Here is a 12,270-nt window from a genome sequence, read left to right on the forward strand (position 1 = left end):
GGAACCCCGCGCGGCAGCACTCAATAGCCGAGCGCGCAGCCGTCCTTGCGCGGATCGGAGCCGCCGGTGAGCGTGCCCTTCTCCCAGTCGATCCAGATCGCCTGCGCACCACCGAGCGGGCCGACCACACTGGTGGTCTTGTGGCCGAGCTTCTTCAGGCCCTCGACGATGTCAGTCGGCACGCTGTCCTCGAGCTGATACTGGCCCTCGTAGTGCAGGCCGCGCGGCATGTCGATCGCCTCCTGCACATCGCAGCCATAGTCGAGGATGTTGGTCACGACGCGGGTCTGGCCGACCGGCTGGTACTGCCCGCCCATCACCGCGAACGGCATCACGGAGCGGCCGCCCTTGGTGAGCAGGCTCGGCATGATCGTGTGCAGCGGCCGCTTGCCGCCGGCGATGCAGTTGGGATGGCCGGGCTGGATGCGGAAGCCGCCGGCGCGGTTCTGGAACAGGACGCCGGTCTTGTTCGAGACGATCGCCGAGCCGAAGGAATGCGCGATCGAATTGATGAACGAGCAGACGTTGCGGTCCTTGTCCACGACGGTGATGTAGATCGTCGACGGATTCATCGGCGGTGCGACGTTCGGCAGGTCGAGCATGCCGTCCATGCGGATCTTGGCGATGTGCTCGTCGCAGAATTCCTTGGCGAGGATCCTGGCGACCTCGACCTGCATGTGGTCGGGATCGGCGACGTGCAGCTCGCGGTGCATGTACGCGATGCGCGCGGCCTCAGCTTCGAGATGGAAACGCTCGATGCTGAGCGGCGCGTATTTCGTCAGGTCGAACCGCGACAGGATATTCAGCATCAGCAGCATGGTGAGGCCGGGTCCGTTCGGCGGGCACTGCCAGACGTCGTAGCCCTTGTACACGGTGCCGATCGGCGTCGTCGTCTCGGTGGTGTGCGCGGCGAAATCGTCGAGCGTGTGCAGGCCGCCGATGCCCCTGAGGGTCTCGACCATGTCTTCGGCAATCGGGCCCTTGTAGAAGGCGTCGCGGCCGTCCTTGGCGATCGCGCGCAGGGTCTTGCCGAGCTCGGCCTGGCGGATGACGTCGCCGGCCACCGGCGGCTTGCCGCCCGGCAACAGGTAACGCACTGTGTTGGTACCGCCCTTCAGCTTCTCGAACTGGTTCTTCCAGTCGAAGGCGATGCGGGGGGCGACGACGTAGCCTTCCTCGGCCGCCTTGATCGCGGGCTGGAGCAGCCGGTCGAAGCCGAACTTGCCATGGTCGCGCAAGACGGTCGCGAAGGCATCGACCACGCCGGGGATCGAGACCGCATGCGCCGAGGTCAGCGGCACCGAGTTGATCTTGCGCTCCAGGTACCAGTCGGCGTTCGCCGCCTTCGGGGCACGGCCGGAGCCGTTATAGGCGATGATCTTGCCCTCGCCGCGCGGCTGGATCAGCGCAAAGCAGTCGCCGCCGATGCCGGTCGATTGCGGCTCGATCACGCCAAGCAGGGCCGAACCCGCTACCGCCGCGTCCACCGCGGTGCCCCCTTCGCGCAACACCTCGATCGCGGCGAGCGAGGCCTGCGGATGCGAGGTCGCCACCATCGCGTTGGTGGCGTGGACCGTGGACCTGCCTGGGAAATGAAAGTTTCTCATCGAATTCTTGCTCTCTTGGGCCCGTGGCGCGGATGGCGCGCCATCTCGGAAAAAACCGGGGTTACATGACACATTCCGGCCCGCCGGGGCAATGCTGGCATACCAGGGAAATGGCTGGCATCCGCTGAGCGAATAGACCTTTCGAGGCCGGCGGCCATGCGGGTTTTCCGGACGGCGGCCGCCTGCTAAACGAGCCGCCATGTCTAATCCGGATTCGATCAAGGTCGCCGCCTTCTACCAATTCGCCGCACTCCCGGATTACCGCGAGCTGCGCGAACCCCTGCGCGCGTTCTGCGCCGGCCTTAAGCTGAAGGGCAGCGTGCTGCTGGCGCATGAGGGCATCAACGGCACGCTCGCCGGTGCGCCGGAGGCAATCGACGTCCTTGCCCACGAGCTCGCTCACGGCGACATGTTCGGCGGCAGGCTGAACAATCTCGAATTGAAATTCTCGGCCGCCGAAGCGATGCCGTTCGGGCGGCTCAAGGTGCGGCTGAAGAAGGAGATCGTCACGCTTGGCGATGAGGCTGCCGATCCGACCCGCCAGGTCGGCACCTATGTCGATGCGAGCGAATGGAACGCGCTGATCTCAGCGCCCGATATGCTGCTGCTCGATACCCGCAACGCCTTCGAGGTGGCGATGGGAACGTTCGAAGGCGCCGTCGATCCCGGCATCAGGAGCTTTGGCCAGTTCAAGGATTTTGCCGCCGTCGAGCTTGATCCGGCTAAGCACCGCAGGATCGCGATGTTCTGCACCGGCGGCATCCGCTGCGAAAAGGCGAGCGCGCATCTGCTCGCGCGCGGCTTTGCCGAGGTCTATCACCTCAAGGGCGGCATTCTCAAATATCTGGAAGAGGTGCCGGAGGCGCAGAGCCGCTGGCGCGGCGAATGCTTCGTGTTCGATGAGCGCGTCGCGCTCGGCCATGGCCTGCAAGAATCCGGCCTGCAAGAATCCGGCTTGCAAGAATCCGGTTTGCGCGAACGAAACAAGGATGCGACGCGTGACGAATGAGATCAAGACGCTGAGCGAGCGCATCGACACACTGGAAACGCGCCTCGCCTACCAGGACGACACGATCGAGACGTTGAACCAGACCATCACCGCGCAGTGGAAGCAGATCGATCTGCTGACGCGGAAGATCGCAGAACTCGGCGAGCGGCTGCAGGAAGCCGAGGCCAATGCGCCTGGACCAGCCAACGAACCTCCGCCGCATTATTGAGCCGTCTTACTGGCCGGAGGCCTTGGGCATCAAATTCATGAGCTCGCCGGACATCACCAGGCGGTCGCGGCCTGCGTCCTTGGCAGCGTAGAGCGCCCGGTCGGCAGCCTCAACCAGCGAGGCCACGCCCGCCGTGCGTTCCAGCGCCGGCCGACAGGTCGCACCGCCGACCGAGGCGGTGACGCATCCGGATTCCAGATTGGTGGCATGAACGAGGCCGGCCTCGTGGATGGCGCTGCGGATCCGTTCGCCGAAAAGAGCGCAGCCGGCGGCATCGGTGTTCGGCAGCAGCATGGCGAATTCCTCGCCGCCATAGCGCGCCGCCAGATCGCCGGCGCGCTGCGTCTCGGCCGCGATGATCTTTGCGACCAGACGCAGGCAGGCATCGCCCGCGGGATGGCCGTATTCGTCGTTATAGGCCTTGAAGTGGTCCACATCGATCATCAGCAAAGCAAGGCTCGAGCGGTCGCGATAGGCGCGCGCCCATTCCTCTTTCAGCCGCTCGTCGAAGCGGCGGCGATTGGCAAGGCCGGTGAGGCTGTCCTCGATCGCGAGCGTCTCGAGCCTGGTTTCCAGCTTCTTGTGCTCGGTGATGTCGCGGGAGATCGCGACCACGCCGTCGACGCGGCCATTGTCCTTGCGCGTCACCCGCATGGTCGATTCCAGCCAGACTTCGCCGTTCTGCCGGTGCGAGTTGCGATAAGTGAGGCGCGCCTCCTCCCGCTCGCCACGCTTCATGGCGTCGACGATCGCCTGGACCTCCGGCAGATCCTCCGGATTGATGCCCGCGAGCGCCGGCGTGCCGATCAATTGATTGGCGCGCCAGCCGACGACCCGCGCGGACGAGGGCGAGACATAGCGCAGCCGCTCGTCGAGCCCGATGCGCGTCACCATGTCGCTGGAGCCTTCGGCGAGCAGGCGGAAATGCGCCTCTTTCTCGACCAGGGCCGCGGCCATGCGCTGGCCGCGCTGCAACTGTCGCACCAGCACGGCGCCGATGACCGCAATCAGCATCACCAGCGCGACGACGTAGAGCATGCGGGAGATTGCCGCGGCGCGCCAGGGCGCGAGCAACTCGTCCTTGTCGACTGTGGCAAGCAAAAGGAGCGGGAAACGGCTGCTGCGCTTGAAGAAGCTGACGCGCTCGGCGCCGTCCAGGGGGGACTTGAAATAGTAGGCCCCACTCGGCCGTTGCAGGCTCGCGTCGCGGAATAACGGCTTGTCGGAAACGCTGCGTCCGACGAATGTCTCGTTGCTGGGGTTGCGCGCGATGATCAGGCCATCGCCATGCGTGAGCGAAACCGAGCTGTTGCGGCCGATCTCGAACTGCTCGTAGAAATGCGAAAGATATTTTGAGCTGATGGTCGCGAGCACGACCCCGCCGAAGCTGCCGTCGGGCTTGTCGAAGCGGCGCGACAGGGTGACGACCCATTGGCCGTCGAGGAGGCTCTTTACGGGACGGCCGACATAGGGCTCTCGTTTCGGGGAGAGCTGATGATAGCGGAAAAACGCGTCGTCGCTGAGCGTTGAGCCGATCGTCCCGGGCGAGGTCAGCCAGTTGCCCTGGTCGTCGATGATGGCGAGGCTGTGAACGCGCTCGATGGCCTTCTTGCGTACTTCCAGCAGGGTGCGCAGTTTGGCGATCGTGGCCGGTGCAGTGCCGTCCATCTCGAGCCGGCTGACGACGCCGACGACGCCGGAATCCAGCAGATCGAGGCTGTCCTCGGCATGCTGGGTCAGCGAGCGGGCAACGTTCGCCATCTCGGTCTCGGCGCCCCTGAGCACCGCGTCGCGCGCAGCCCATTCCCGCCAGCCGCTGACGCCGAGGATGGTCGCGCAGGTCAGCACAACGAACGCCGCCGCGCGCAGCGGCAGACGGCTCCATCCAGCTCGTTGGGTCGCAAGGCTCATGCGGCAGAATTCTCCGATCGTCGGAAACTCTGCCGCTTCTATTATTGAACTCTGAAATCACTACTGGAATACGTAGCCATCTACACGGTTTCCAGTAGTCCTACGGACGCCGCGATAAGCACATCGCTAACAAGGTATTAGCAAGCCGATCGGAATCCCGGCGTCGCCTTCCCCTAGCTGAAGATCGCCTTCACCTTGTCCCAGAGCGAGGGACTGTCGGCTTCCGCATCGGCCTTCGAGGGCGTCGGCTGGGTGGCGCTTACGGGATCAGATGCTGGGAAGCTGTCCCTGAGCCCGGCGTCGAGCTTGGATTGCCGGTCGGCGACGAGCGCCTCACGCAGATCGTCGGCGTGCTTGTCATGCGGCGCGGGATTGAATGTCTCAGCCATGATGTCCTCCATCGGCTGGTCAACGCGGCCCGATTGCGCTGGTTCCCCTGTTCCGCTGAGGGCCGGAGCGGTGTATCAGAGGCCATAACCTTTCTCAGGACCATTCGTGCCCCAATCTGCGACGAAACCTTTCATCGACGTGCTCTCCGGCCAGCGCCAGAGCATCCCGCCCATGTGGATGATGCGGCAGGCCGGCCGCTATCTGCCGGAATATCGCGAGGTCCGCGCCAAGGCCGGCGGCTTCCTCGATCTGTGCTTCAACCCGGAGCTTGCGGCCGAGGTGACGCTGCAACCGATCCGCAGATTCGGCTTCGATGCGGCGATCATCTTCTCCGACATCTTAGTAATCCCCTATGCGCTCGGGCGCTCGGTGCGGTTCGAGGTCGGCGAGGGCCCGCGGCTGGATCCGCTGGATCATCCGGCGAAGGTCGCAACGCTCGCCGCGCGCGCCGACTTCGGCATGCTCGAGGCGGTGTTCGAGGCGCTCAAGCTCGTCCGCGGCGCGCTCGATCCAAAGACCGCGCTGATCGGCTTCTGCGGCGCGCCGTGGACGGTTGCGACCTACATGGTCGCCGGCCAGGGCACGCCGGATCAGGCGCCGGCGCGGATGATGGCCTACCGGCATCCGGAGGCGTTCTCGAAAATCATCGACGTGCTGGTCGAGAACTCGATTCAATATCTGCTGTTGCAGCTCGCCGCCGGCGCCAATGCCTTGCAGATCTTCGACACCTGGGCGGGCGTGCTGCCGCCGGCCGAGTTCGCGCGCTGGTCGGTCGAGCCGACCCGCCGCATCGTCGAGGGCGTGCGGGCCAAGGTGCCGGATGCGAAGATCATCGGCTTCCCCCGCGGGGCCGGTGCGCAATTGCCTGGCTATGTCGAGGCGACCGGCGTCAATGCGGTCAGCATCGACTGGGCCGCGGAGCCGGGCTTCATTCGCGAACGCGTGCAAAGCAAGGTCGCCGTGCAGGGCAATCTCGATCCGCTGGTGTTGATCACGGGCGGCGCGGCGCTCGACCGCGCGGTCGACAACGTGCTGGCCAATTTTGCTCAAGGCCGCTTCATCTTCAATCTCGGCCACGGCATCCAGCCGGAAACGCCGATCGCCCATGTCGAGCAGATGATCAGGCGGGTGCGGGGGTAATTCGCCCGCCCTAACGGGCGCGGAAACAAAAACGCGAAAACAACCCCATGCACAGTAGACAAGTCATTGAAAACTCTGGGCCTGCCACGCGCGGCTCAGAGGCGAGTTTGACACGTCGGGCAAATCAGGCGCGGAATCATAAGATGGCCGGTTGCGCTTTCGCGGGAAGGCTTAGCGCGGCCGGCTGCGCTCGATGATCTCGGCGGCGCCCTTCGTCAGCAGATCCAGACCCACGGCACGGCCGAGCTCACGCGGCCGATTGGCGGGGCCTTCGCGCGAGGCTTCGATGATGGTGTTGCCGGAGAGGTCGAGCACGGAGGCCGTCAGCGACATCTGATCGCCGGCAATGGTCGAGAAACCCGCCACCGGCGAATTGCAGTGGCCGTTCAGCACCCACAAGACCTCGCGCTCGGCGTCCGCACTGGCATGCGCGGCGGGATCGTCGATCGACGACAGGATCTGCCGCGTCTGCCAGTCCTGCGCCGCGCATTCGACTGCAACGATGCCCTGCCCCGCCGCGGGCAGCATCTCGGCTGCGGTGAATTCGTACGCGATGCGGCCGGCAAGGCCGACGCGGTCGAGGCCCGAACGCGCCATGATCAGCGCATCGGCCGGCCCCACCGTGCCGCCGTCCGGCAGGCGCTGCTTCTCGCCATTGTCGAGCTTTCGGACGCGCGTGTCGGCGGCACCGCGGAAGTGGATCACCTCTACATCCGGCAACAGGCGTCGCGCGTAAGCGGCCCGGCGGACCGCGTTGGTGCCGATCTTAAAACCCTTGCCGCGGGACTGGCGCAGCGCCTCCAGCGTCACCCCGTCGCGCAGCACCAGCGCGTCGTTCGGCGGATCGCGCGACAAGGTGGCGCCGATGACGAGGCCGGGCGTGTCCTCATTGCCCGGCATGTCCTTCAGCGAGTGCATCGCCGCCTGCAATTCGCCCGACAGCACCGCGGCGCGGATCTGCGCCACGAAGGCGCCGCCCTTGCCGCCATGCGGCAGGAGCTTGCTGGTCTGGTCGAGATCGCCCGTGGTGTCGAACTTGACGATCTCGACGTCGAGACCGGGCACGGCGGCGGTCAGGCGGCGCGCGATCTCTTCCGTCTGTGCCAGCGCCATCGCGCTCTTGCGTGTGCCGATCTTGAATCGCGTAGCCAAGTCCAAACCCTCTCAAGCAGCGAAATTACCGCGCATCCTCCAATATCATGTCGGAGGCCTTTTCGGCGATCATGATGATCGGGGCGTTGGTGTTCCCCGACACGAGGTCCGGCATGACCGAGCCGTCGACGACGCGAAGGCCTTCGAGCCCCCTCACCTTCAGCCGCTGGTCGACCACCGCGAGCGCGTCATTGCCCATACGACAGGTCGAGGTCGGATGGTAGATGGTGCTGCCGCGCTCGCGGCAATAATCGAGCAACTCGGCGTCCGTGGATACCTTCGCACCGGGATCGTACTCACCAGCCACGAACGGCTTCAGCGCCGGCGCATTCAAGATCTTGCGCAGGATCTTCAGACCTTCGACGTTGGTCGTGCGGTCGGTCTCGGTCGACATGTAGTTGATGCGGATCTCCGGCGGCACCGTCGGATCGGCGCTCTTGATGCGCAGGGAGCCGCGGCTCTCAGGACGGAGCTGGCACACAGAGGCGGTAAAGCCGGAGAAATCATGCAGCTTCTCGCCCATCTTGTCGGTCGAGAACGGCAGGAAGTGAACCTGGATGTCGGGCGAGGCCAGCCGCGGGCTGGTCTTGAAGAACGCGCCCGCCGTGCCCGCCGCAATCGTCAGCCACCCCTTGCGGAACAGCGCATAGCGCGCGCCGGCCATGGTGCGGCGGAGCGGATGATTGACGGTGTCGTTCAGCGTGATCTTCTGCGAGCAGCGCATCACGATGCGGACCTGCATGTGGTCCTGGAGGTCGTGACCGACGCCCGGCGCATCCAGCACGACATCGATGCCATGCTTGCGCAGGAGGTCGCCGGGCCCGACGCCGGAGAGCTGCAGCAGCTGCGGCGAGTTGTAGGCGCCGCTCGACAGCACGATCTCCTTGCGCGTGCGGGCACGTCGGATTTGCGAGCCTTGCCGATATTCGACGCCGACGGCGCGGCGGCCCTCGAACAGCACGCGCTGGCCGAGCGCGGAGGTTTCGACCTTGAGATTGCCGCGGGCCTTCGCCGGCCCGAGATAGGCCACCGAGGTCGAGGCGCGCCGACCGTTGCGCGTCGTGGTCTGGAACAGGCCGACGCCTTCCTGCGTGGCGCCGTTGAAATCGGGATTGTAGGGCAGACCGGTCTCGACCGCGGCGTCGATGAAGGCCTTTGACAGCGGATCGGTCACGACCATGTTGGAAACCGGCAGCGGGCCGCCGCTGCCGTGATACTGGTCGGCCCCGCGCGACTGGTTCTCGGCCTTCTTGAAGTAGGGCAGCACGTCGTCATAGCCCCAGCCGGTGTTGCCGAGCTGACGCCAGCGGTCGTAGTCCTCGTGCTGGCCGCGGACATAGAGCAGACCGTTGATCGAGCTCGATCCGCCCAGCGTCTTGCCGCGCGGCTGGAACACCTGACGTCCCTTCAGCTCAGGCTCCGGCTCGGTCTGGTACATCCAGTTGACCGTCTTCTCCTTGAACAGTTTGCCGTAGCCGAGCGGCACGTGGATCCAGATGTTGGAATCCTTTGGCCCGGCCTCGAGCAGCAGCACGCTGTGCTTGCCGCTTGCCGATAGACGGTTGGCGAGCACGCAGCCGGCGGAGCCGGCGCCGACGATGATGTAGTCGAATTCGGGATCGGTGGATGCGAGAGAGGAATTTGCGTTCATGCGCTAGTCTTCTTGTTGTGTGGGCGTTTCTGGTTCGTCACTAGCACAATCATGCGCGATGGCGCAGCGCCTCGACCAGCGACTTGAACGCACGGGCATATTCCGCACCCGCCCTTGCGATATCGGCGCGCCCGGCGCAGGCGACCGCGGCCTCCGTCACCGCGCCGAGCAGCAGCCGCGCCAGCGGCTCGACCGGCTGCTTTGCGATGAGGCCGGTCTCCATCGCCACCGAGAGCGCACGTGGCAGCTTGCCGCCGAAATGCCGTGCGTCGATCTCGCGCCACCTCTCCCAGCCGAGCACGGCCGGCCCGTCCCGCAGGATGATCTGGCCGGTCGGGCCCTTGGCGGTCGCCGCGAAATAATGCTGCGTGCCGGCGACCATCGCCGCGAGCACATCCTTCTCGGCGCGGGCGGCGCTGTCGATCTCGACGACGAGATCCCGAGAGACCTGGTCGAACACGGCTTCAAACACTGCCTCCTTGGTCTTGAAGTGATGATAGACCGCACCCTTGGCGACAGAGGCCGCCGCCGCGATCTCGTCCATGCTGGTGGCGGCAAAGCCTTGCGTCCCGAACAGGCGGCGCGCCGCCGTCAGGATCGCCTCCGATGTCGCCGCCCGCCGCTCCGCCTGTTTTGCCATGGGTCTCGTCTAATCGAATTCGGCAGAAGCAGCCAGTTGACTTTTCGACCACCGGTCGGTATTTACCGACTATCAGTCGGTTTTAATTGCGGGGTTTGATATGCCGAGCCGTGACGTCGTCGAAGCTTTTGCGCAGCGGCTGGAGGCCGGGGATTTCATGGGTGCGATCGAGCAGTTCTGCACGCCCGACGCCGCGACCTATGAGAACAACGGCGCTCCGACGATCGGCCGTGACAAGCTAGTCGCCAAGGAGCGTGCCGTGCTGGCGGCCTCGAAAGAGGTCAGGGCCGTCCGCATCGGACCGAGCCTGATCGACGGCGACCATGTCGCGACGCGCTGGACGTTCAGCTTCACCAACGCAGAGGGTGTCGCACGAACGCTGGACGAGATCGCGTGGCAAACTTGGCGCGGCGACAAGCTGATCGAGGAGCGGTTCTATTACGACCCCAAGCAGCTCGGGCGGTGACAAGCCGCCCTATCGCAATCGATTTCAAGCTGACTCGCCCGGCGCCATCATGGCGTCGGCGAGCTTGCGCATCAGGCGCACCAGATCCTCCACATCCTGATCGTCCCAGGTCGCAAACATCCCCCCGACAATCCGTTCGCGTGCCCTGTCCACCGCGTCCGTCATGGCCTTGCCGCTGGGCGTGATGGTGGCTTCACTGACGCGGCGATCCGCTTCGCTGGCGTGGCGCTTGATCAAGCCGAGATTTTCCAGTTTCGCGACCTGCCGGCTGACCGTGGTGTAGTCCCGCCCCATGCGATCCGCGAGGTCGACGACTCCGATCGGGCCGCGCCGCTCGATGCCGACGAGCAGCGGAAACAGCGCACGATCGAGCGAGATGCCCGCCTCGCGGATCATCATGTCGTCGCCCTGCCGGCGGTTCATGACACTGACGATGTCGATCAACGCTTCGTGAAGCGAGCGCACCTGCTTTTTAATATGTGTATTTTGCACCTTTCTTGACATCCCGATGACCCTCTGCCTAATGTGTGCATATTACACATATTGAGGATGCCATGACAAAGCAATTCACGGCGGACGTTCTGATCTGCGGAGCAGGTGCGGCCGGCCTTACGCTCGCCATCGACCTCGCGCGGCGAGGCGTGTCTTTTCGGCTGATCGAGAAGCAAGCCGGTCCGTTCCATGGGTCTCGCGGCAAGGGAATCCAGCCTCGAACCCTCGAGATCTTCGAGGATCTCGGCATCATCGACCGCATCGTTGCCGCCGGAGGTCTCTACCCGCCGCAGCGCAAATACCGCGATGACGGCAGCTTCATCGAGTCGGAGATTGCAGAGCACGCAGCCCCCACCCCGGCCGAGCCCTACAACATGGCGCTGATGATCCCGCAATTCCTGACCGAGGGCGTGATGCGCGAACGGCTGCTCGAACTCGGCGGGCGGGTGGAATTTGGCTACGAATTGGTCGGCCTGGAGCAGGATGAGGACGGTGTGACTGCGCGCCTTTCAGGCCGGGCCGGCGAAGAGACGATCCGCGTGCGTTACCTCGTCGGTGCAGACGGCGGCCGCAGCTTCGTGCGTCACGCACTCGGCATTGGTTTTCAAGGCAAGACGCTCGGCGTACGAGCCGTGGTGGCCGATGTCGTGCTGACGGGCCTGGACCGCCTGGCGTGGCACCGCTTCCACGATGGCGCGATGGACCGCCAGATTTCGCTGTGCCCACTGGCCGGAACGGAGCTGTTTCAGTTGCAGGCACCCGTTCAGCTCGATGGCGAGATCGATCTGTCCGCCGAAGGGCTGTCGGCCATGGTCGCCGAGCGCACGGGACGCAACGACATCCGCATCCAGTCCGTGCTTTGGGCGTCGGCCTATCAGATGAATGCGAGACTCGCCGATCGCTACCGGGATCGCCGTGCATTTCTGATCGGCGATGCGGCTCACATCCATCCTCCGACAGGTGGACAAGGTCTCAATACCAGCGTGCAGGATGCCTACAATCTGGGCTGGAAGCTGGCGAGCGTTATCGGCGGTGCGTCCGCAACTCTGCTCGACAGTTACGAGGCAGAACGACGCCCCGTCGCTGCAAAGGTGCTCGGCCTTTCCACCGACTTGCTGGAGGCGGCCAAGCGCGGCGACATGAGGCGCGGCCGCGAGGTGCAGCAACTCGACATCGGCTATCCGGGATCGCCCTTGGCACTGGAAAAACCAGGGCGCATGGCAGGCCCGTCCGCGGGAGCCCGCGCGCCGGATGCGCCGCTACGCGGAGCCGCCGGACAACCCATACGCTTGTTCGCGTTGCTCAAGGGGACTCATTGGACGCTGCTTGGCTATCAGGTGAAACGCGAGACCGTATCGGCGTGCACTGGACTGCACATCCACCGTATCGGCCCGGATGCCGAGCTCGTCGACGACAGCGAGCACTTTCGCGACGCATACGCCGTGTCGCCCGGGGATTGGGTGCTGGTGCGTCCTGACGGTTACATAGGCGCATTCGTGGGCTCGCGGCAGGTCGATGGGCTCACGCATTTCCTGGCCGAACAGGGCCTCCAGCCGCCTCCGTAAGTGTCGAAGTCTGCATTTGTATCGATTTGTTATCGATAT

Annotated in this window: 12 protein-coding genes; 5 read left to right on the plus strand and 7 right to left on the minus strand. The window is 65.0% G+C overall.

The window, feature by feature from the left end:
• Positions 1-20: 20 nt before the first annotated feature.
• On the minus strand, positions 21-1,607 hold the full coding sequence (gene ggt, locus XI04_RS30970) for a gamma-glutamyltransferase (protein WP_038948364.1): 1,587 nt from the start codon (positions 1,605-1,607) through the stop codon (positions 21-23).
• Positions 1,608-1,806: 199 nt separating this feature from the next.
• On the opposite strand from ggt, the gene trhO reads away from it, so the two are divergent.
• On the plus strand, positions 1,807-2,616 hold the full coding sequence (trhO, locus tag XI04_RS30975) for an oxygen-dependent tRNA uridine(34) hydroxylase TrhO (protein WP_038948365.1): 810 nt from the start codon (positions 1,807-1,809) through the stop codon (positions 2,614-2,616).
• Complete coding sequence (locus XI04_RS30980; protein WP_028141773.1) at positions 2,606-2,824, plus strand: SlyX family protein; 219 nt, start codon at positions 2,606-2,608, stop codon at positions 2,822-2,824. The genes trhO and XI04_RS30980 overlap by 11 nt, the downstream gene beginning before the upstream one ends.
• A gap of 6 nt (positions 2,825-2,830) precedes the next feature.
• Here XI04_RS30980 and XI04_RS30985 read toward each other — a convergent pair whose 3' ends face one another.
• Together XI04_RS30985 and XI04_RS30990 are read right to left on the minus strand one after the other, a co-directional pair.
• Complete coding sequence (locus XI04_RS30985; protein WP_038948366.1) at positions 2,831-4,735, minus strand: sensor domain-containing diguanylate cyclase; 1,905 nt, start codon at positions 4,733-4,735, stop codon at positions 2,831-2,833.
• A gap of 173 nt (positions 4,736-4,908) precedes the next feature.
• Complete coding sequence (locus XI04_RS30990) at positions 4,909-5,124, minus strand: hypothetical protein (protein WP_028141775.1); 216 nt, start codon at positions 5,122-5,124, stop codon at positions 4,909-4,911.
• A gap of 106 nt (positions 5,125-5,230) precedes the next feature.
• Between XI04_RS30990 and hemE the strand changes: the two genes are divergently transcribed.
• Complete coding sequence (gene hemE, locus XI04_RS30995; protein WP_028141776.1) at positions 5,231-6,265, plus strand: uroporphyrinogen decarboxylase; 1,035 nt, start codon at positions 5,231-5,233, stop codon at positions 6,263-6,265.
• A 171-nt stretch (positions 6,266-6,436) separates the two neighbouring features.
• Here the strand turns inward: hemE and hemC are convergent, their stop codons facing one another.
• The 3 genes from hemC to XI04_RS31010 are packed head-to-tail and all read right to left on the minus strand — an operon-like array spanning position 6,437 to position 9,708.
• Positions 6,437-7,417, minus strand: coding sequence for a hydroxymethylbilane synthase (gene hemC / locus XI04_RS31000; RefSeq protein ID WP_028141777.1), 981 nt, complete (start codon positions 7,415-7,417; stop codon positions 6,437-6,439).
• A gap of 25 nt (positions 7,418-7,442) precedes the next feature.
• A complete protein-coding gene (locus tag XI04_RS31005; RefSeq protein ID WP_028141778.1) occupies positions 7,443-9,068 on the minus strand; it encodes a GMC family oxidoreductase in 1,626 nt (541 codons plus the stop codon).
• Between the two features lie 49 nt (positions 9,069-9,117).
• On the minus strand, positions 9,118-9,708 hold the full coding sequence (locus XI04_RS31010; protein WP_028141779.1) for a TetR/AcrR family transcriptional regulator: 591 nt from the start codon (positions 9,706-9,708) through the stop codon (positions 9,118-9,120).
• Between the two features lie 100 nt (positions 9,709-9,808).
• On the opposite strand from XI04_RS31010, the gene XI04_RS31015 reads away from it, so the two are divergent.
• Positions 9,809-10,174 carry a nuclear transport factor 2 family protein gene (locus XI04_RS31015; RefSeq protein WP_271608331.1) on the plus strand — a complete coding sequence of 122 codons (366 nt, stop codon included), beginning with the start codon at positions 9,809-9,811 and terminating at the stop codon, positions 10,172-10,174.
• A gap of 24 nt (positions 10,175-10,198) precedes the next feature.
• Here the strand turns inward: XI04_RS31015 and XI04_RS31020 are convergent, their stop codons facing one another.
• Entirely contained in the window at positions 10,199-10,678 is a 480-nt protein-coding gene (locus tag XI04_RS31020) for a MarR family winged helix-turn-helix transcriptional regulator (protein WP_028141781.1), read from the minus strand.
• Between the two features lie 50 nt (positions 10,679-10,728).
• Between XI04_RS31020 and XI04_RS31025 the strand changes: the two genes are divergently transcribed.
• A complete protein-coding gene (locus XI04_RS31025) occupies positions 10,729-12,231 on the plus strand; it encodes an FAD-dependent oxidoreductase (protein WP_028141782.1) in 1,503 nt (500 codons plus the stop codon).
• The last annotated feature ends 39 nt before the right edge of the window (positions 12,232-12,270 follow it).

It is taken from the genome of Bradyrhizobium sp. CCBAU 11430 (assembly GCF_028128855.1).
GTDB lineage: Bacteria > Pseudomonadota > Alphaproteobacteria > Rhizobiales > Xanthobacteraceae > Bradyrhizobium > Bradyrhizobium ottawaense.

Bases quoted from the DNA above. Each gene is read 5' to 3' on its own strand.
- XI04_RS31010 (WP_028141779.1), bottom strand. From the start codon at position 9,708: ATGGCAAAACAGGCGGAGCGGCGGGCGGCGACATCGGAGGCGATCCTG.
- XI04_RS31005 (WP_028141778.1), bottom strand. From the start codon at position 9,068: ATGAACGCAAATTCCTCTCTCGCATCCACCGATCCCGAATTCGACTAC.
- ggt (WP_038948364.1), bottom strand. From the start codon at position 1,607: ATGAGAAACTTTCATTTCCCAGGCAGGTCCACGGTCCACGCCACCAAC.
- XI04_RS31020 (WP_028141781.1), bottom strand. From the start codon at position 10,678: ATGTCAAGAAAGGTGCAAAATACACATATTAAAAAGCAGGTGCGCTCG.
- XI04_RS31025 (WP_028141782.1), top strand. From the start codon at position 10,729: ATGACAAAGCAATTCACGGCGGACGTTCTGATCTGCGGAGCAGGTGCG.
- XI04_RS30985 (WP_038948366.1), bottom strand. From the start codon at position 4,735: ATGAGCCTTGCGACCCAACGAGCTGGATGGAGCCGTCTGCCGCTGCGC.
- XI04_RS31015 (WP_271608331.1), top strand. From the start codon at position 9,809: ATGCCGAGCCGTGACGTCGTCGAAGCTTTTGCGCAGCGGCTGGAGGCC.
- XI04_RS30990 (WP_028141775.1), bottom strand. From the start codon at position 5,124: ATGGCTGAGACATTCAATCCCGCGCCGCATGACAAGCACGCCGACGAT.
- trhO (WP_038948365.1), top strand. From the start codon at position 1,807: ATGTCTAATCCGGATTCGATCAAGGTCGCCGCCTTCTACCAATTCGCC.